Raw genomic sequence first — 18507 nt, forward strand, 5'->3', positions numbered from 1 at the left:
CATGGGAAGGCTGGACCGTCTCACCGAGCAGGGGTTCATCGACCTCGTGGCGTCGCTTGCCGGGGCGGCGCGGCCCGCGCGGGGCGCCCGCTTCCGCCCGGTCCTGGGCATCGGCGACGACGCGGCGATTCTCCCCGCCGGCGGCCGCCTGCAGACCCTTTTCACCACCGATTGTCTCGCCGAGGGCGTCCATTTCCGGAGGGCCTGGTCGCCCGGCTTTCTCCTGGGGCGCAAGGCGCTCGCGGTGAACCTCAGTGACATCGCCGCCATGGGGGGCGTGCCGCGCGCCTGCGTGATCAGCGCCGGCTTCCCCGCGCGTACGCGGCCGGCGTATGCGCGCGAGGTGGCGCGGGGGCTCGCCGACCGGGCGCGCCGCCACGGCGTCGCCCTCGTCGGCGGGGACACGGCCCGAGCCCGCTCGCTCTTCCTGAACGTGGCTCTCCTGGGAGCCGTCGAGCCCGGACGCGCGGTGCGCCGGAGCGGCGCGCGCGCCGGGGACGGCCTCTACGTCACGGGAGCGCTCGGGGCCTCGGCCGCCGGGCTCGGTCTCCTGAGGCGGGGCGTCCGGGCGGGAAAGGGAAAGCGCGGGCGCCGCGCCGGCCAGGCGCTCCGCGCCCACCTGGATCCGGAGCCGCGGGTCACGGCGGGCCGGCTCCTGGGCCTGACCGGCCTCGCGGCGGCGATGATCGACCTGTCCGACGGCCTCTGGCTCGACCTGCCCCGCCTCTGCGACGCGAGCGGGACCGGGGCCGTCGTCGAGGAGGCCGCGGTGCCTCTCTCCGCGGCGGCCGCGGCGGTCCTGGGTCCCTCCGGCGCGAGGCGGGCGGCGATCGTCGGGGGGGAGGACTACGAGCTCCTGTTCGCGGCGCGGGCGGGGCTCGAGGCGCAGGTCGCGCACCTGGCGCGGCGCATCCGCCTGCCGATGTCGCGCATCGGGGAGATCGTTCCGCGCCGCCGGGGGGTGAGGCTCCTGACGCGCTCCGGCCGGTATGTGCCGTTCGCGGCGATCGCCGGCGGCTTCCGGCACTTCCCCGCGGACGCCTGAGCGGAATGGGCGCGCCGCTCCACGCCATTGACCTGCGCCGCTTCAGCCCGTATCATGCGGCGGCCGTCAGGAAGGCCAGGCGGCGAGTGCGCGAGGCCGTGGCGGGCGGCGCTGTCCGCATCGGCGTGTGGCTTCCGGAGGACGGGCCGGTGCGTGAGGGCGGGACCAGGCGCCTGAGGGAGTGGCTGCGCTTCGTCCTGCACACCGACGACACGCCACAACGGGCGGCCTTCGCCTTCGCCATCGGGGTCTTCATCGCCTGGACCCCCGTTCTCGGCTTCCATACTCTTCTGGGCCTGGCGATCGCCTTCCTCTTCGGGCTGAACCGCGTCGCGGTCATGGCGGGCACCTTCGTCAACAATCCGTGGACGTTCGTGCCGATCTACACCGTCTCCGCCTGGCTCGGATCGGCCCTGATCGGGGTCGAGATGAGCGCCCCGCGGCTGGAAGGGAAATCGTGGAGCCACTTCTTCGACTTCCTCGCGCAGTGCCGTCCCTGGATCGTGCCCATGACCATGGGCACGCTCATCCTGGGGTCGCTCAGCGCGCTCCTGTCGTTCCCGATCGTCCTCTACGGCATCCGCTGGTACCGCGGGTTGCGCCAGGCGAGCTGATCCTCCCCGAAGCGCGTCGCAGCCCGGCCTGCTCATGGACGAGCAGGACCTGATCCGGCTCGCCGCCGAGGGCGACCTCGAGGCGTTCGAGCGCCTCGTGGTGAGCAAGCGCGAGCGCGTCTTCTGGATCGCCTGCCATATCGTCGGGGACAGGGAGCTGGCCAGGGACGTGACGCAGGAGGTCTTCCTGCGCCTGTACCGCGTGATCCGCCGGTTCCGCAGCGGCGGCCACTTCGACGCCTGGCTGCACCGGATCGCCACCAACCTGAGCATCGACCTCCTGAGGCACGAGCGCCCGCACCGCGACACGGCAGCCCTCGAGGAGATGACGGAGGGGGCGGCGGGCCCGCAGCAGGCGGCCGCCGGCGACCGGGAGCCGCCGGCGGGCGAGGGGCTGCGCCGCCAGGAGATCCGGCGGATCTTCACGACCCTTTCCGCCCTGCTGTCCCGCAAGCAGCGGCTCGCCTTCATCCTGCGCGAGATCGAGGGCCTGTCGACGGGCGAGGTCGCCGCGATCATGAAGACCCGCGAATCGACCGTCCGCAACCACGTCCTGCAGGCCCGCCGCACGCTGCAGGAGGAGCTCCGCCGGCGCTACCCGGAGTACTGCCGGCCGAAATCTTCCTAGGAGCTACCCGGATTGGGGCCTAGACGTTTCCCGGGTCCCGTCCGTAAAAGGTATTGATGCGCCAGAAGGGCTGTCCGGACGGGGAGCCGCTCCTGTCGTCGTTCGCGGCGGGGGCGCTGGAGGAAGTCGCCGAGCGGCGGGTCCGCGATCATCTCGCGTCCTGCGCCGCCTGCCGCGATGCCGTGCTCGCGCGCGATCCGACCGTCCTGTTCCTCGGCCTGCGCCGCGAGCCCCTCCCCGGGGACTTCTGGACCGGCTTCAACGCCCGGCTGAGGGTCCGCCTCGAGGCGGAGGGGCGGCCGAGGGCCTCCTGGATCGCCTGGGCGTCCGATCCCGGCTTCCGGCGGCTGGCCTATGTCGCCGCTCCCCTGGCGATGGTCCTCCTGATCGGGACCCTGTTCCTCGTCCGCCCCGGCGGCCCCGGGACCGTAGCGGAGCGGGCGCCGGCCCCGCCGTTCGGGCTTCAGGAGCTGTCCGGTTCCGCGGGCCAGGACGGCCCGCCCGCTCTCGAAGAGGTGGGCTCGCCGAGCGCCCGTGTCTACCGGTTCCCGGTCGCTCCGGGCGGGAACGAGACCCCCATCTACTTCGTCGTCGACGAATCGATCGACATCTGACGGCACGAATGAACATGCGGAGGACCCCGGTGACGCGATCCATGGCTGTGGCAGTCCTCCTCGTCGGCGCGCTTCTCCTCGCGGCTCTGCACGGCGTCGTCCCCGCCCGCGCCGAGGGAGAGGCCGCCTCCACCCCGGCGCCGTCCCCGACTCCGACCCCGACCCCGGCGCAGGTGGCGCCTCCGCGGCGCCCGCCGACGGGCCCCGGCGGCATCGGGATGCGCGTCTACAACCTGCGCTACAAGAAGGTGGACGACGCCTACATCCTGATCAGCCCGTACGTCGGGCCTCGCGGCACCGTGAAGATGCAGCCGTCGAAGAAGATGCTGACCGTCCTCGACCTGCCGGAGAACCTCTCGCGCATCTCGGGGATCATCGGCACGTACGACGTCCCGCCGCGGAGCGTCGAAGTCCAGGTTCAGCTGATCATGGCCGCTTCCGCCCCGTCTCCCGCCTCGCCGCCTCCGCCGATCCGGGGCGTCATCGACAGGCTGACCGCCCTGTCGACCCGCTGGAACGACTACCGGCTGCTCGGCAACGCGCGCGTCCTGGGCACGGAGGGGGAGCACAGCAGCCTGAACGTCGGCGACGACTACCGCGTCGATTTCCGCATCGACCAGGTCTCCGAGGAGACCCGCGTCATCCGCTTCAAGCCGTTCGAGCTGCAGCGCAAGGAGCCGTCGGTGGAGGCGCCGGAGCGCTACACGCCGGTCATGAACACGGTCCTGAACCTGAGGGACTCGCAGCTGTTCATCGTCGGCGCCTCGAACGTCGAGGCCAGCAACCGGGCGCTGTTCATGACCATCACCGCGTCCCTGCAGAAACAATGACGGCGGGCGGAGCGACACACCATGCCTGAGTTCATCGCCAAGGTCGGCACCAGCGACGGGACGGTGATGGAGCGGTCCTTCACGGCCGAATCCGAGGAGGCGCTCCGGAGCGACCTGGAGGGGAAGGACTACCTGGTCTTCAAGGTCAGGAGGAAGGGAGGCGTGTCCGGCCTGCTGCCGGGCTTCGGCGCCGGCCGCAGCGTGAAGATGAAGGAGTTCCTCCTGTTCAACCAGGAGCTGGCCGCGCTCATCAAGGCCGGCCTGCCGATCATCGCCAGCCTCGAGATCCTGACCGAGCGCCGGAAGAACCAGGCGTTCCGCAAGGCGCTGATGGACGTGCGTGACAAGGTGCGCGGCGGCGCGTCGCTCTCGGAGGCGTTCCAGGAGCAAGGGGAGATGTTCCCGGCGATCTACTCCGCGACCCTGGCGTCGGGGGAGCGCTCGGGCGAGATCGCCAACGTCCTCCTGCGCTACATCGCCTACCAGAAGACCATCCTGGCGCTGAAGCGCAAGGTGACCACGGCGCTCATCTACCCGGCCATCCTGTTCGTGCTGATGATGGTGCTCATCGCCATCCTGATCGTCTGGGTGGTTCCGCAGTTCACCGAGTTCTACAAGGATTTCGGAGCCGACCTCCCGCTCCTGACCCGGGCGCTGATCGGGGTGTCGGGGTTCGTCACGCAGAAGGCGATCTTCATGGTGGCGCTCGTGGCGCTGGCCGCGGTCCTGTTCCGCGCCTGGATGCGCACGCCGGCGGGGCGCCTCGCGATCGATCGCTTCGTGGTGCGCGTGCCTGTGGTCGGCGGCGTGTTCCACCGCTTCGCCGTGTCGCGCTTCACGCGCACTCTCGGCACGCTGATCGCGGGCGGCATCCCGGCGGTCACCGCGCTCCTGATGTCGGCGAAGGCCGTCGGCAATCTGGCGTTCGAGGCGAAGCTGATCGACGTCGAACGCAAGGTCCGCGAGGGGTCGAGCCTGTGGGAGTCGCTGGAGGCGACCGGGCTGTTCAACGACATCGCCATCGAGATGACCCGGGTCGGCGAGTCGACCGGGTCGCTGCACGACATGCTGGCGAACATCAGCGACTTCTACGACGAGGAGATCGAGGCCCGCATCAACACCATCATGGTCTTCATCGAGCCGGTGATGCTGGTCGTCATGGGGGGGTTCGTGGTGCTGATCATGCTGGCGATCTACCTGCCGCTGCTGCGCTCGTATGCGCAGTCGACGTACTGAGGAGACGGCGATGGCCCCTGCCAAGCCCAAGGAGAAGGCCCCGGCGCCCGAGGCGGCCGACCGGTCCGTCGTGTCGGTCGAGGAGGCCCAGGCGCAGCGCATCGCGGCGCGCCTCGGCATCCCCTACGTCGACCTGGCGGAGTTCCCGATCGACCACGATCTGTTCCGGACGATCCCGGTCGAGCTGATGTTCCGCTACAACTTCATCCCCTGGAAGGAGGAGGACGGCCGGCTCGTGGTCGTGCTCTCCGACCCCTCCGACGTGCTGATGGTGGACGAGCTCGAGATCCTGCTCGCCCGTCCGCTCAAGGTCTGCGTCGGCGGGAAGACCGCCATCAACGACGTTCTCAAGAAGTCCGAGTCGAGCCAGCGCGTCCTCGAGGCGGCGACCGAGGAGTTCAAGATCCAGGTCATCCGCGACAGCGACGAGGAGGGCGAAGAGGCGCTGTCGATCGACAAGCTGACGCAGGCCGACTCGCCGATCATCAAGCTGGTCGACTCGACCGTGTTCAACGCGCTGCAGCGCCGCGCCTCGGACATCCACATCGAGACGCGCGAGCGCGAGGTCATCATCAAGTACCGCATCGACGGCGTCCTGTACAACGCCATGGATCCGATCGACAAGCGCTTCCACTCGTCGATCATCTCGCGCATCAAGGTCATGTCCGAGCTGGACATCGCCGAGAAGCGCGTCCCCCAGGACGGCCGCTTCAAGCTGAAGATCAAGGGGCGGGCGATCGACTTCCGCGTGTCGATCATGCCGTCGGTGCACGGCGAGGACGCCGTCATCCGCATCCTGGACAAGGAGTCGGTCAACGAGGACTTCGCCGAGCTGCGCCTGGACGTGCTCGGCTTCATGCCGGACGACTTGAAGAAGCTCCGCAAGTTCATCCGCGAGCCGTACGGCATGGTGCTCGTGACCGGGCCGACCGGATCGGGCAAGACGACCACGCTGTACGCCGCGCTCTCGGAGATCCGCTCCAGCGAGGACAAGATCATCACCATCGAGGACCCGGTCGAGTACCAGCTCCCCGGCATCACGCAGATCCCGGTGAACGAGAAGAAGGGGCTGACGTTCGCCCGGGGGCTGCGATCGATCCTGCGGCACGACCCCGACAAGATCATGGTCGGTGAGATCCGCGACGAGGAGACGGCCCAGATCGCCATCCAGTCGGCGCTCACCGGCCACCTGGTGTTCACCACCGTCCATGCCAACAACGTCGTGGACGTCCTCGGGCGCTTCCTGAACATGAAGGTCGAGCCGTACAACTTCGTGTCCGCCCTCAACTGCGTGGTGGCGCAGCGGCTGGTGCGGCTCATCTGCGGGCGCTGCCGGGTCGAGACGCGGCACGAGGCGAAGCTCCTGGAGGAATCCGGCATCAGCGCGAAGAAGCACGCCGACCATGTGTTCTACGAGGGGAAGGGGTGCGTCGATTGCAACGGCACCGGCTACATGGGCCGCATGGCGATCGCCGAGATCCTGGACATGAGCGACCGGATCCGGGAGCTGATCCTGGACCGCAAGTCGGCGGCGGAGATCAAGCGCGCCGCCAAGGACGAGGGGATGACGTTCATGCGCGAGGCGGCGGTGCAGCGCGTCCTCGAAGGCAAGACCACGCTGCGCGAGATCAACAAGGTGACCTTCGTCGAGTAGGGGATCGTGGACCTGAAACGGGAATTCTCGGACCTGTTCGACCGGCTAGGCGCCGCGCCGCGGCCGCCGCGCTACCCGCTCGTGGCGATCGAGGTGTCGGCCGACCGGGTCACCGCCATCCGCATGAGCCCCATCGGCAACAGCGGCAAGCTGCGGCTGGGCGCCGTGCAGACGCGCCCGATCCCGGACGGGGCGATCGAGGTGTCCCTGACGAAACCGAACATCCTCGACGTGAAGGCCGTCTCGGCGGCCGTGAAGGAGGTGCTGCACCAGCTCGATTCCAGGGACCACCGCATCTCGGTCCTGCTCCCGGACGACGTGGCGCGCGTGGCCCTGCTGGGGTTCGCCACGCTCCCGAAGACCCGCCGCGAGCTGGTGGAGCTGGTGCGTTTCCGCATGGCGAAATCGCTCCCCTTCAAGCCGGAGGAGGCGGAGATGGACCTGATGATCCTCGGCGGAGCCGCCAGCCGGCCGGGCGCGTCCGCGGCCACGGTCCTGGCGTCCTTCGTGCATTCCGACGTCGTCGACCAATACGAGGCGCTGCTCGCCGAGTGCGGCTACTGGCCCGGGCTGGTGAGCCTCAGCACCTTCGAGCTGTTCAATCTGTTCCGCCAGCGCTTCGCGGAGAGGAAGCTGGCGGACAAGGATTCGCTGGTCCTCAACGTGACGCGGCACTACCTGTCGGTCCTGATCCTGCGGGACACCGATGTGATCTTCTACCGCTGCAAGCCGCACGTGACCGGCTCCGGGGGCGGCGATCCGCTGGCCGACATCCGCCGCGAGGTCTACACGTCCCTGGCGTTCTACCAGGAGAAGCTGCTCGGGCGCGGCATCGGCCGGGTCTTCCTGCGCAGCGTCTCCCTGCCCCTCGAGGGGATCCGCGAGGCCGTGTCGGCCGAGGCGGGCGGCGAGCTCGAGGTCCTCGACCCCCTGCCGCTCCTGCCCCAGAACGGCGGGCCGTTCCTCGGTGTCGAGGACGCGGCGGCGGCCGCGCCCGCCATCGGCGCGGTCCTGGGGAGGCGCGCGTGAAGGCGATCACCCTGAACCTGGCGTCGCGCCCGTTCCGCAACAACCTCGTGGTCGGCTCGCTCCTGTGGGGCGTCGCGGCGGCCGCGGTCCTGGCGTCGGTGTACAACGGCTACGTCTACCTGAACTACGGAGGGCACTACGGCGAGCTGCAGCAGGAGGAACGGGTCCACCTGAGCAAGCTGGCGACTCTTCAGGCGGAGGAGCGGAAGTACGCGAAGGAGGTGCAGTCGCGTGACTTCCGGCGCCTCTATGGCCGCGGCCAGTTCGCCGGCGATCAGATCCTCAAGCGATCGTTCTCCTGGACGCTCCTGTTCAACAAGCTCGAGGATGTCATCCCCGCGGAGGTCATGATGACCGCCATCCACCCGCACATCGCCAGCGAGGGGATCGTCATCCGCGTGGACGGCGTCGCCAAGAACCACGGCGCCCTGATCGATCTCGAGGACTCGCTTCTGAAGAGCCCCGTGTTCGCGCGCGTCTATCCGGCCAGCGAACGGCGGCTGAATCCGAGCCGGCCCGAGATCTCGTTTGCGCTGAACTTCGATTACCTGCCGGCCAAGGCGGCCGATGGGGTCGCGGCCTCCGCCGTCGCCCAGGCGACGCCGGGCGCACCGCCGGCCCCGAAGCCGGAGAGCCGACCCGGGCCGGCGGCCACCCCGGCGCCGGTCCCCGCGGCCGGTGGAGCGGCGGCCGGCGCGCCCGTCGCGGACTCCAAGGTGATCGGCACGGTCGGCAGGGACGGCCTGCCGCGCACGCCCGAGCTGATGGCGCGCCGCGTGGTGGCGCCGGGGGGGATCTATCCCGACACGCCGCCGCCCGCGGAGAAGGAGAGGGACGAGGCGCCGAAGAAGCCGCCGGCCGGGCGGCGCGACCCGAAGGCGCCGGCAGCGGAGCATGCACCGGCGGCCGCGCCGCGCTCCGGCACGGCCCCCAGGGACGTCGGGGCCGGGTCCTCCGGGGGGGCGGCGGGGAACGGCATTCCGGGGGTCCTGTCTCCCGCCACCTGGCAGGACGGGTACCAGGCGATCCGGCCGCCGTTCATACCCGGCGTGCAGGCGCGCCGCGATCCGAATCTGGGCCCGGTGCTTTCGAGGACCCAGAGGGCGCGCTCGAATCCCGGGCCGGTGCCGGCCACGCGGCTCGACATGCAGCTGAAGTTCACCGCCCGGCCGCTTGAGGTCGTCTGCGAGGCCCTGGCCGCCGCCCACGGCGCGCAGTTCGAGATCGATCCGGCCATCGATCCGCACACCACGGTGACCGCCGACCTGTCGGGCAAGAACCTCAAGGACGCCCTCGCCACCGTGGCCAGGGCGACCGGCCTCAAGGTCCGTCGCAACGGCGACGGGCTGTACCTCGTCGTGCCGGTGGCCGGCGGCGAGCCCATGTCCGAGAAGCCGATCCGCGAAGAGCCGCTCGTCCCGCCGCAGGACACGCCATGAGGCCCAGGCGCCGCTTCGACCTGCGGGAGAATCTCGGTCGCGTGGGGGCCGTGCTCGGCGGCCTCCTGGCGCTGAACCTCGCCTTCTACCTGTTCTTCAACATGCCGAGGCTGCGCGCCCTGGAGAGCCTGGAGGACCGCCGCAACACCGCGGCGCGCGATCTGCGGTCCACGGCGACGCGCGTCGAGACCATCCAGAGGCTCCTGACGGAATACGACGAGCAGACCCGGAAGCTGGACGATTTCTACGAGAACCTTCTCGGCACCCAGATGGACCGCATGACGACGATCCAGAAGGAGGTCCGCGGCATCGCCACCGAGTTCCACATCGATCCCGAGGCGATCGACTACAACCCGGAGGAGATCGAGGGGGCGGGGTTGACGCTGTTCCAGATCACCATCCCCCTGATCGGCGGCTATCCCAACCTGAGGCAGTTCATCAATCGGATCGAGTCGTCGAAGCACCTGCTGATCGTGGACAGCGTCGAGCTGACCGGGGCGCGCGAAGGCGGGGCGATGCTCAGCCTGACGATCAAGATCTCGACGGTGTTCCATTCGCCGCGGCCCGCCACCGCGCCTCCGCCTCCGCCGGCCCCGGCATGAGCCACCGATGCTGACCATGCTGAAGGAACGGCAGAAAGAGATCATCCTGGGGGCGATCCTGGTCGCCATCGCCTTCGTCCTGTGGCAGAACCTGGGGGGGGGATCGGGGACGGCCGGAGGGGCCGCGCCCGCCGGCGCCGGGCCGCGCGTCGACCTGCCGGGCATCCAGAAGATGATGCCGAAAGTCGACTGGGCCGCCCTGTCGGCCCCGCGGCCGGCCTACGATCCGAGCGGACGGAACATCTTCCAGTTCGGCGCCATCCCGCCGCCCCCCCCGCCCGTGCTGACCGCGCAGGAGAAGGCGGCGATCGCCGCGGCCCAGGCCGCGGCGGAGGCGGAGCGCAAGCGCCAGGAGGAGCTCATGCGCCAGCAGCAGGAGGCGGCCGCCGCGGCGGCGCAGGCAGAGCAGACCCGGATCGCAAACCTGCCGCCCCCCCCGCCCCCCAAGCCGCAGCCTCCGGCGATCAACTACAAGTTCATCGGCTATGTCGGACCGTCGGAGAGCAAGATCGCGGTGCTCCACGACGGCACCGATTTGATCTTCGTGCGCCAGGGAGAGAAGATCGGCGGCCAGTTCAAGATCCTGGAGATCGGATACGAGTCGATCAAGTTCGGATACACCGATCCCCGCTTCAAGGGGGAAACGACGACGCTGCCGATGAGCAGCTCGTACTGAGCGTGGAATGATGGACGACGCGACCATGACGACGGGGGGAGGTGACGAGGTGGAAACCGCAGCGAACCCGCCTGGAATCCGCACATCGAAGCGCAGGGGCCGCCCGCCCGGCGGACGGAGCCCGGCCGCCCGGGCCCTGGCCGCGGCCCTCGCCTGGACGATCGCGCTCGGCGGGTGCGCCACCGGCCGAGGGGTCTACAAGAGCGGCACGAAGGAGATGGCAGCCCAGAACTACGACCGGGCGGTCCTGCTCTTCTCCAAGGCGGTCTCCTTCGATCCGGAGAGCACCCGCTACAAGGTGGCGCTGGCGCGCGCCAAGATGAAGGCGGCCCAGGAGCATTTCGCCAAGGGGCAGGCCTACCTGAAGGCCGGCCGCATCGAGGCGGCCATCTCCGAGTTCCAGCAGACGGTCTATCTCGATCCCTCGCACCAGTACGCCGCCAACGAGCTGTCCAAGGCGCTCTCCGAGTGGCAGAGGCAGCAGAAGGCGGACGAGTCCGAGATGGAGAAGCTGAAGCGCCAGGCCAAGGCGGCCGCGCCCGGGCGAGTCGCCCCCCGGCTGAACCCCGCCTCCAACATCCCGATCGTCCTGCGCTTCAAGGACGAGACGGTGAAGAAGATCTACGACGCGCTCAGCAAGGCCTCGGGGATCAACTTCATCTACGACGAGCGGGTCGACCTCAACAAGAAGATCTCGATCGACCTGGCCGACGTGACGTTCGAGCAGGCCCTCGGCACCCTGATGACGATGAACAAGCACTTCTTCAAGATCTGGGACGAGAACACCATCCTGATCTCCGACGACAACACGCAGAAGCACAAGGAGTACGACGACCTCGTCATCCAGACCTTCTACCTGTCGAACGCCGACGTGAAGGACGTGCAGGTCCTGCTCCGCACCCTCCTCGACGCGCGCCAGCTGGCGCAGAACGACCGCCTGAACGCCATCACCATCCGCGACACCCCCGATCGCGTCCAGGTGGCCGCGAAGATCATCGAGTCGAACGACAAGGCCAAGTCCGAGCTCATCGTGGACATCGAGCTCCTGGAGATCAACCGCACGCTCCTGCAGAACCTGGGGATCGACCTGTTCGGTCCGGGCGGCGGCAACGGCAAGTCGCTGAACCTGACCTATGGGGGCGGCACCAGCGTGCCGCTCAACAACCTGGACCTGCTCAAGCAGGCGGGCTCCTACCTGCTCGGCCCGATCCCGGGCGTGGTGGTGAACTTCCTCAAGACCGACGCCGATGCCCAGGTGATCGCCAAGCCGCAGCTGCGCGTCAGCGAAGGGGAGAAGGCGACCGTCCGCATCGGCGACCGGATCCCGATCCCGACCACGACGTTCAACGCCGCCTCCACGGGGGTCGGGACGGTGGGCGTGCCGATCACCTCGTTCACCTACCAGAACGTCGGGATCAACATCGACGTCGAGCCGCGCGTGCACCACAACAAGGAGATCACCCTGAAGCTCAAGGTGGAGGTCTCCTCGCTGGCCGGCCAGATCTCCGCCGGCGGGGGGCTGACGCAGCCGATCATCGGCACGCGCGAGATCGACACGACGATCCGGCTCAAGGACCAGGAGACCAACCTGCTGGCCGGCCTCATCCGCGAGGAGGAGCGCAAGTCGATGAGCGGCCTGCCGGGGCTCTCCGACGTCCCGGTCCTGAAGCGGATCTTCGGCAACACCGAGACCAACGTGCAGCAGACGGACATCGTCCTGACCCTGACGCCGCACATCATCCGCATCCCGGACGTGACGGAGGAGGACCTGCTGCCGCTCTGGATCGGCACGGAGAGCAACATCGGCCTGCGGGGCGCCAGCAAGACCAGCGCCTTCGGCAGCAACCCGTTCGAGGCGAAGGAGGAGGACGAGGAAGCGCCGATGATCCCGACCCTGCCGGATCTGCCGGTCGAAGAGGCGGAGCCGGAGGGCGGGGGGGCGCCGGCCGAAGAGCCGCCCCAGGCGCCTGGCGCCGTCCTGGTGCCCGTTCCGGTGCCGCCGGCCACCACGGCCCCCGCTCCCGAACCGGAGCCGACGCCGACCCCGGCCCCCCAAGGGGGCGGTACGGCCCCGACCACGGCGACCCCGCCGGCCCCGACGCCGGGCGGCGAGAGCAAGGCGGAGGCCACCGAGCCGGCTCTGGTCTTCCTGAGCCCCGCGTACGCGAATGTCGCGATGGGGGAGATGATCACCGTGGGCGTCATGATCCGGTCGAAGAGCGGGATCGGCAGCGTGCCGTTCCATCTGAATTTCGATCCGGAGTTTCTCGAGTTCATCCATTCCGGGACCGTGTCGCCGTTTCTGTCACAGGATGGTGCCAACGTGTTTGTCCTTGCGACGCTAGGGGCGGGGAAAAATGAACTGATCGTCGGACTGTCACGCGAGGGAAGTCGTCCAGGAGTGAGCGGTCAGGGAGAGCTAATCGGCCTGACATTTCTTGCTAACAACAAGAAAGGGGGCACGACAACGCTTAACTTCACAGACATCTCCGTCCTCGATCCGTCGGCCCAGAAACTGCCGTTCGATCGGCAGGGCATGACGATCAACGTCACGACCGGCCAGTAGGCGGGAAGGAGGCGGACCGATCTTTCTCACGCGCAGGACAGGCCGGAGGGGTGACGCCGGCGTGTCGCTCGTCGAGCTCGTGGTGACGGTCGCGATCCTGGCGATCCTGGCCGGGGCGCTCGTGCCGATCACCAAGTTCACGGTGAAGCGCCGGAATGAGCTCGAGCTGCGCCGGTCGCTCCGGATGATGCGGCAGGCGATCGACCAGTACAAGAAGTTCTGCGACACCGGGGTCATCCAGAAGAGCGGGGTCGATTCGGAGTGCTACCCGCCCGACCTCGAGACGCTGGTGGACGGGGTCGAGAAGACGGGGGCCCTGGGGCAGAAGATCAAGTTCCTGAGGCGGATTCCCTACGATCCGATGATCAAGAAGCAGGAATGGGGGATGCGCTCCTTCCAGGACGACGCCGACTCGTCGTCCTGGGGCCACGAGAACGTCTATGACGTGTACAGCACCTCGTCCGGCAAGGCGCTGGACGGCACCGAATACAAGGACTGGTGAGATGCGGACGGGCGGGGAATTGAAAGAGGGACCGCGGGGCGAAGGCGGCTTCACGCTCATCGAGTTGCTCATCGTCATCGCGATCATCGGCATCATCGCCGGAATTGCCGCGGCGCAGATGCGCACCGCCCCCCAAAGGGCCAAGGAGGCGGTGCTGAAAGAGGACCTGTTCGCCATCCGCGACGTCATCGACCAGTACTTCGCGGACAAGGGAAAGTATCCGGAGTCTCTCGACACGCTGATCGAGGAGGGCTACCTGCGCAAGATCCCGGTCGACCCGATCACCGGATCGGAGGAGACCTGGCAGACGGTGCAGGCCGAGGCGACCGACGAGGACACGGAGGGGGGCGGCGGCATCATCGACGTGAAGAGCGGTGCCGACGGCACCGCCCTCGACGGCACCCGCTACCAGGACTGGTAAGACAGGGCGAGTTCGGCGTTGTCGTGGCCCCCGCGGGGGCGTATATTTCGAATAAGGAGTCGTTTCGATGATCAGGATGACGAGGGGTTATTCAGGATGGGCGATGGCCGTTTTATTGGCCGTGGCGCTATTGGCGTGTCAGGAGACGGACGTAATCGCTCCGGACGGGTCGACCATCAGCTTGACGGCGAACCCGGCGACCATCGTGCTGGCCGGAGGGGTTCAGGACCCGAACAAGCCGGTCACGATCATCGCGACGGTGAGCAACGCTCTCGGTGTTCCGCTGTCGGGGCAGGACGTCCGCTTCACGACCACGGCCGGGACCTTGACGCCGCAGCCGGGAACGCCCATCGAGACGGACTCCTTCGGCAACGCAATAACGGTCTTGACCGCTGCGCAGCAACCGCCGACCATCACGGCAAAATCTGGAAAGGCGGAGAAATCATTGCAGCTCCAGACCTCGACCTGCGCGCTCGCGGACATCTCCCTGAGCCTGTCCAACGTACAGATAGACACCTGCAACGACACGTTCAATATTACGGCAGTCGCCACGGACACTGCCGGGGATCCGTGCATCGGTACCCTGATCAACTTCACGATGACCGGGTCGAACACCGCGACGGACGTCACCGGAACGTTCACTCCCGGCTCCGACACGACCGATCAGAATGGTGAGGCAAACTCGACTCTGAGCATCAACTCGACCACCTGCAACTCGAAATGCGTCGCCAACACCTGCACCGGTTTCATCAAGGCGAGCTCGGGAAGCGTTTCGAGCAGCAACGTGCTGATCGTCGACAACGTGGACTGACTCCGGAACGGGAGGCGGCGTATGCCCGATCGGAAACGGCCCAGGAGTGAATCCGGCGCCATCCTGATCATCTTCATGGTGGTGATCGCGGTGGGGGCGATCGCGCTGACCGCCGCGGCGCAGGCCTGGTCGACCACCTGGAGGCGTGACAGCGAGGAGGAGCTGATCTTCCGCGCCAACCAGTACGTGCTCGGGATCATCGCCTACCGCAAGGAGCACGCCGGCCAGTTCCCGCTGAGGCTCGAAGACCTCAAGAAGCCGGGCCCGCGGCGCCTGCGCTACATCCGCAAGCTGTACAAGGATCCGATCGCCAAGGACGGCAAGTGGGGGCTGCTCTACCTGATGCCGGGGGGGCAGGGGGTCTACGATCCGAAGGCGGCGCAGGTGGCGCAGGAGAAGGCCAAGAAGGAGTGGGGCCAGGACTGGGAGAGCGCCGGGACCGGGACGACGGCGCAGGCGCAGATGCCGGGGGTCACACCGATCAACCAGAACCCGCTCGGGGCCGGCGTGCCGGGAACCGGCGGGGCGCCGCCCGGATCGCCACCGATCGCCCTGTCGGGAGCCATGCCGACGATACCGGCCGCGGGTTCCGGCATCGAACTGTCGGGCGATGAGGAGAGCATAAGCGAGCCGGCAATCGGCTGGCCGATCGTCGGCGTGATCAGCCGCGCCACCGGCAAGGCCGCCACGGACACGTACAAGATCTACAAAGGGCACGAGCAGGTGGACGAATGGCAGTTCCACGTCTTCGACCTGGGGGAGGTGATGCAACAGCCCGGCAACCCGACGGCCCTCCCGAGAGCCACCGGCTGCGTCGGCCCCGGCTTCGGCGGCAGTGGGATGGGGTGCCTCCCCACCGCCCCCCAGCCCAACAACAGGTGGAACAACAGAAGCGACACTCGATTCCCAGGATTCAAGCAGGGGAATCGCGACAAAGGAGGAGGAGGGTGGGATCCCGGGAATCCCTACGGCAACCTTCCGCCCAGCACCTACTACCCTCCTGGGACCCAGCCCCCGAAGGGGAAAGGCCAGCCGGATCAGGGGGGCGATGATCAGGGGAATCCCTGATCGGCGCCTGTGGAGGGCCGGAATTCGCGCCTGAGGAATCGGCTCTAATTGTTTCATATGTAGGGATATAGCGGCACGGGACGTTGACATCGGAGGGGGTTCGCTGGTCTAATCTCTGAAACCTGAGTGCTCCGATCCACGAACGTCTGAAGAGGGGAGGGAGCGGACCTCCCCTTTGTTATTTTTGGCGGGCAAGGAAGCGCCATGGTCGTGATGAAATTCGGGGGGACGTCGCTGGCCGGCGCCCTCCAGATCCGGCAGGTCGGATCGATCGTCAAGCGGTTCGCGCGCTCCCGGCCCGTCGTCGTGGTCTCCGCCATGGCGGGGGTCACGGACGAGCTGATCGCCCTGGCCGGGGGATCGGTCGACGGCCTGCCGCGCGAGGTCGGCCGCCGTCTCGATCGCCTGCACCGTCGGCACAGGCGGGAGGCGCGTCTCCTCGGGCTGAGCGACGGATCCCATAGCCGCCTGGAGCGCGAGATCGACGCGCTGTTCACGGAGCTCGAGGGGGTCTGCCACGGCGTCCTGCTCCTGCGCGAGCTGAGCCGGCGCTCCCTCGATCTGATCTCCTCGTTCGGCGAGAGGCTGTCGGCGCTCATCGTCACCGACCATCTGAAGCGGCTCGGCCTGCGAGCCCAGTTCGTCGACGCGCGCGAGCAGATTGTGACGGACGAGAGCCACGGCGCCGCCGTCGTCGACTTCGAGGTCACCAACCGGAGGATCCGGAAGGGCCTGCTGCCGGGGATCCGCGCCGGGGTGGTGCCGGTGGTCACCGGATACATCGGCCGGACGCGCAGCGGGGCGACCACCACCCTGGGCCGCAGCGGCTCGGATTACACCGCGGCGATACTCGGGGGCGGTCTCAGGGCGAAGGAGGTCTGGATCTGGAAGGAGGTGGACGGCGTCTGCACCGCCGATCCGAAGGTCGTGAAGAACGCCCGCGTCGTGGAGCGCATCTCCTACCAGGAGGCCGCCGAGATGGCGCACTACGGCGCCGAGGTGATCCATCCGAAGACGATGCTCCCGGTGCGCAGGGCCGGGATCCCGATCCGGATCAAGAACACCTTCAAGCCGGACGCTCCGGGGACGCTCATCACCAGCCGCCCGGCCGGGCGCGGCACGGCGCCCCTTCTCGTCAGCAGCATCGACGGCATGGCTCTGGTCACCGTCGAGGGGACCGGGATCTTCGGCCAGCCGGGGATGATCCTGCGGCTCCTGACCCCGGTCGCCCTGGCCGGAACGAACATCTACATGATCTCGATGTCGTCCTCGGAGTACAACATCTCGTTCGCCATCATGCAGGGCGATCTCGAGAAGACCATGAAGGCGCTGGAAAAAGATTTCCGCGACCGCGGGCTTCTGGGGGAGCAGGTGGCGCGCATCACGGTGGAGCGCGACATGTGCTCGATTGCCGTGGTCGGCGCCGGCATGAAGGGCCAGCAGGGGATCGCCGGGCGCGTCTTCAGCTCCCTGGGGGACGCCCACGTCAACGTGGTGGCGATCGCCCAGGGATCGTCCGAGTACAACATCACGGTGGTGATCAAGGGGCGCGACATGAAGCGGGGCGTGCGCGCCATCCACGATCGCCTCAACGTCGGTCGCGCCGCGCTCCGGCGCGGCCGCAGGACGGCGCTGCGGCTGGTCGGGACCCGGGGCCGCTGATGGCGGCGGTCCCCGCCCCTGTGCGGGTCTCCCTGCTGCAGATCGGCAAGGGGACGGTCGGCGCGACGCTCATCGAGCAGGTGCGCGAGCAGCGGCCGTCGGTCCTGAAGCGGCTGGGGGTCGACCTGGTGTACGCCGGCGTCGCCGGCCGGCGGTCGGGCGCGTTCGAGCCGGGGGGGATCGACCTGGCTCGCTGGCGGGACAGGGTCGAGGCGGGTCCAGGTGGGACGGCGATCCTCGGGCAGGCGCTCGGGGCTCTCGCGGGACCCACGATCCTGGTCGACGCCACGGCGGAAGAAGGGATGGCTGGCGTCTACTGCGACGCCTTCGCGGCCGGGCTGCACGTCGTGACGTGCAACAAGAAACCCCTGGCCGGTCCGCTCGCCGACTACCGGCGCATCGATGAGGCCGCGCGCGGCCATCGCCGGCTCTGGCTGTACGAGGTCACCGTGGGGGCCGGGTTGCCGGTGATTTCGACGCTGCGCGACCTTCTCGACAGCGGCGACCGCCTCGAGTCGGTCGAGGGATGCTTCTCGGGGACGCTGAACTACCTGTGCGCCTCCCTGGACGGGGGCGAAAAGTTCTCGGAAGTCCTTGCGCGCGCCAGGAAATTGGGGTACACGGAGCCCGACCCGCGCGACGATCTCGGGGGGCAGGACGTGGCGCGCAAGGCCCTCATCCTGGCCCGCGAGGCGGGGCTCGACCTCGAGCCCGCCGACGTGCGGCTGGAGCCGTTCTGTCCCATCGACCGGCGGGGGGACGTGGAGAGGTTCCTGGCGAAGACGCCGGCCATGGACTCCGGGATGGCGGAGACGTGGCAGGGCGCGGCCGCCCGCGCCAAGCGTCTCCGGTACGTCGCGTCGGTCGGCGGCGGCTGCGGCGCGGCCCTGAAGGAGGTGCCGTCGGACGGCCCTCTCGGCGGGCTGTCCGGGCCGGACAATATCTTCGTGTTCAGGACCCGGCGGTACGCCGAGCGGCCGCTGGTCGTCACGGGGCCCGGGGCCGGCCCTGCGGTGACCGCGGCGGGCGCATTTGGAGACATCCTGAAGGTGGCCCGGGCCATCGCCAGGACTTCGTGAGGCGGTCGGCCGGCGGAGGCGGAGACACAAG

The 18507-nt window shown here is 68.7% G+C and carries 18 protein-coding genes; all 18 read left to right on the forward strand.

Annotation, left to right across the window (positions count from 1 at the left end; genetic code table 11):
• The first annotated feature begins 1 nt into the window (after nucleotide 1).
• The 18 genes from thiL to VGV60_15175 all read left to right on the forward strand — a co-directional run bounded on the left by thiL (nucleotide 2) and on the right by VGV60_15175 (nucleotide 18476).
• A complete protein-coding gene (gene thiL, locus VGV60_15090; GenBank protein HEV8702597.1) occupies nucleotides 2–1045 on the forward strand; it encodes a thiamine-phosphate kinase in 1044 nt (347 codons plus the stop codon).
• A gap of 5 nt (nucleotides 1046–1050) precedes the next feature.
• The gene (locus tag VGV60_15095; protein HEV8702598.1) at nucleotides 1051–1659 is read left to right on the forward strand and encodes a DUF2062 domain-containing protein; all 609 of its coding nucleotides are present in this window, start codon (nucleotides 1051–1053) and stop codon (nucleotides 1657–1659) included.
• Between the two features lie 34 nt (nucleotides 1660–1693).
• Entirely contained in the window at nucleotides 1694–2287 is a 594-nt protein-coding gene (locus VGV60_15100; GenBank protein ID HEV8702599.1) for a sigma-70 family RNA polymerase sigma factor, read from the forward strand.
• 56 nt (nucleotides 2288–2343) lie between these two features.
• Complete coding sequence (locus tag VGV60_15105) at nucleotides 2344–2901, forward strand: zf-HC2 domain-containing protein (GenBank protein ID HEV8702600.1); 558 nt, start codon at nucleotides 2344–2346, stop codon at nucleotides 2899–2901.
• A 29-nt stretch (nucleotides 2902–2930) separates the two neighbouring features.
• Nucleotides 2931–3731 carry a hypothetical protein gene (locus VGV60_15110; GenBank protein HEV8702601.1) on the forward strand — a complete coding sequence of 267 codons (801 nt, stop codon included), beginning with the start codon at nucleotides 2931–2933 and terminating at the stop codon, nucleotides 3729–3731.
• A gap of 21 nt (nucleotides 3732–3752) precedes the next feature.
• Complete coding sequence (locus VGV60_15115; protein ID HEV8702602.1) at nucleotides 3753–4967, forward strand: type II secretion system F family protein; 1215 nt, start codon at nucleotides 3753–3755, stop codon at nucleotides 4965–4967.
• Nucleotides 4968–4977: 10 nt separating this feature from the next.
• The gene (locus tag VGV60_15120; protein ID HEV8702603.1) at nucleotides 4978–6621 is read left to right on the forward strand and encodes a GspE/PulE family protein; all 1644 of its coding nucleotides are present in this window, start codon (nucleotides 4978–4980) and stop codon (nucleotides 6619–6621) included.
• 6 nt (nucleotides 6622–6627) lie between these two features.
• Nucleotides 6628–7650, forward strand: a complete 1023-nt coding sequence (gene pilM, locus VGV60_15125) for a pilus assembly protein PilM (protein HEV8702604.1) — start codon at nucleotides 6628–6630, stop codon at nucleotides 7648–7650.
• Nucleotides 7647–9089 (forward strand): hypothetical protein, encoded by a 1443-nt coding sequence (locus VGV60_15130; protein ID HEV8702605.1) that lies wholly within the window; start codon nucleotides 7647–7649, stop codon nucleotides 9087–9089. The genes pilM and VGV60_15130 overlap by 4 nt, the downstream gene beginning before the upstream one ends.
• On the forward strand, nucleotides 9086–9691 hold the full coding sequence (locus VGV60_15135; GenBank protein ID HEV8702606.1) for a hypothetical protein: 606 nt from the start codon (nucleotides 9086–9088) through the stop codon (nucleotides 9689–9691). Before VGV60_15130 ends, VGV60_15135 begins: the two co-directional genes overlap by 4 nt.
• Before the next feature lie 7 nt (nucleotides 9692–9698).
• The gene (locus tag VGV60_15140) at nucleotides 9699–10367 is read left to right on the forward strand and encodes a hypothetical protein (GenBank protein HEV8702607.1); all 669 of its coding nucleotides are present in this window, start codon (nucleotides 9699–9701) and stop codon (nucleotides 10365–10367) included.
• 49 nt (nucleotides 10368–10416) lie between these two features.
• On the forward strand, nucleotides 10417–12933 hold the full coding sequence (locus VGV60_15145; GenBank protein ID HEV8702608.1) for a secretin N-terminal domain-containing protein: 2517 nt from the start codon (nucleotides 10417–10419) through the stop codon (nucleotides 12931–12933).
• Between the two features lie 19 nt (nucleotides 12934–12952).
• The gene (locus tag VGV60_15150; protein ID HEV8702609.1) at nucleotides 12953–13435 is read left to right on the forward strand and encodes a type II secretion system protein; all 483 of its coding nucleotides are present in this window, start codon (nucleotides 12953–12955) and stop codon (nucleotides 13433–13435) included.
• Between the two features lie 19 nt (nucleotides 13436–13454).
• On the forward strand, nucleotides 13455–13856 hold the full coding sequence (locus VGV60_15155) for a prepilin-type N-terminal cleavage/methylation domain-containing protein (protein ID HEV8702610.1): 402 nt from the start codon (nucleotides 13455–13457) through the stop codon (nucleotides 13854–13856).
• 67 nt (nucleotides 13857–13923) lie between these two features.
• The gene (locus VGV60_15160) at nucleotides 13924–14667 is read left to right on the forward strand and encodes a hypothetical protein (protein ID HEV8702611.1); all 744 of its coding nucleotides are present in this window, start codon (nucleotides 13924–13926) and stop codon (nucleotides 14665–14667) included.
• 21 nt (nucleotides 14668–14688) lie between these two features.
• Nucleotides 14689–15735: a hypothetical protein gene (locus VGV60_15165; GenBank protein HEV8702612.1), complete on the forward strand. Its 1047-nt coding sequence runs from the start codon at nucleotides 14689–14691 to the stop codon at nucleotides 15733–15735.
• Between the two features lie 204 nt (nucleotides 15736–15939).
• Nucleotides 15940–17397, forward strand: a complete 1458-nt coding sequence (locus VGV60_15170; GenBank protein HEV8702613.1) for an aspartate kinase — start codon at nucleotides 15940–15942, stop codon at nucleotides 17395–17397.
• Nucleotides 17397–18476, forward strand: a complete 1080-nt coding sequence (locus VGV60_15175) for a hypothetical protein (GenBank protein HEV8702614.1) — start codon at nucleotides 17397–17399, stop codon at nucleotides 18474–18476. Before VGV60_15170 ends, VGV60_15175 begins: the two co-directional genes overlap by 1 nt.
• Nucleotides 18477–18507 lie beyond the last annotated feature (31 nt).

Source organism: Candidatus Polarisedimenticolia bacterium (assembly GCA_036001465.1).
Taxonomy (GTDB): domain Bacteria; phylum Acidobacteriota; class Polarisedimenticolia; order Gp22-AA2; family Gp22-AA2; genus Gp22-AA3.

Excerpts from the sequence above, each read along its gene's own strand:
- VGV60_15135 (HEV8702606.1), top strand. The coding sequence starts at position 9,086 with ATGAGGCCCAGGCGCCGCTTCGACCTGCGGGAGAATCTCGGTCGCGTG.
- VGV60_15140 (HEV8702607.1), top strand. The coding sequence starts at position 9,699 with ATGCTGACCATGCTGAAGGAACGGCAGAAAGAGATCATCCTGGGGGCG.
- VGV60_15175 (HEV8702614.1), top strand. The coding sequence starts at position 17,397 with ATGGCGGCGGTCCCCGCCCCTGTGCGGGTCTCCCTGCTGCAGATCGGC.
- VGV60_15100 (HEV8702599.1), top strand. The coding sequence starts at position 1,694 with ATGGACGAGCAGGACCTGATCCGGCTCGCCGCCGAGGGCGACCTCGAG.
- VGV60_15165 (HEV8702612.1), top strand. The coding sequence starts at position 14,689 with ATGCCCGATCGGAAACGGCCCAGGAGTGAATCCGGCGCCATCCTGATC.
- VGV60_15170 (HEV8702613.1), top strand. The coding sequence starts at position 15,940 with ATGGTCGTGATGAAATTCGGGGGGACGTCGCTGGCCGGCGCCCTCCAG.
- VGV60_15105 (HEV8702600.1), top strand. The coding sequence starts at position 2,344 with ATGCGCCAGAAGGGCTGTCCGGACGGGGAGCCGCTCCTGTCGTCGTTC.
- thiL (HEV8702597.1), top strand. The coding sequence starts at position 2 with ATGGGAAGGCTGGACCGTCTCACCGAGCAGGGGTTCATCGACCTCGTG.
- VGV60_15095 (HEV8702598.1), top strand. The coding sequence starts at position 1,051 with ATGGGCGCGCCGCTCCACGCCATTGACCTGCGCCGCTTCAGCCCGTAT.
- VGV60_15120 (HEV8702603.1), top strand. The coding sequence starts at position 4,978 with ATGGCCCCTGCCAAGCCCAAGGAGAAGGCCCCGGCGCCCGAGGCGGCC.
- VGV60_15160 (HEV8702611.1), top strand. The coding sequence starts at position 13,924 with ATGATCAGGATGACGAGGGGTTATTCAGGATGGGCGATGGCCGTTTTA.
- VGV60_15115 (HEV8702602.1), top strand. The coding sequence starts at position 3,753 with ATGCCTGAGTTCATCGCCAAGGTCGGCACCAGCGACGGGACGGTGATG.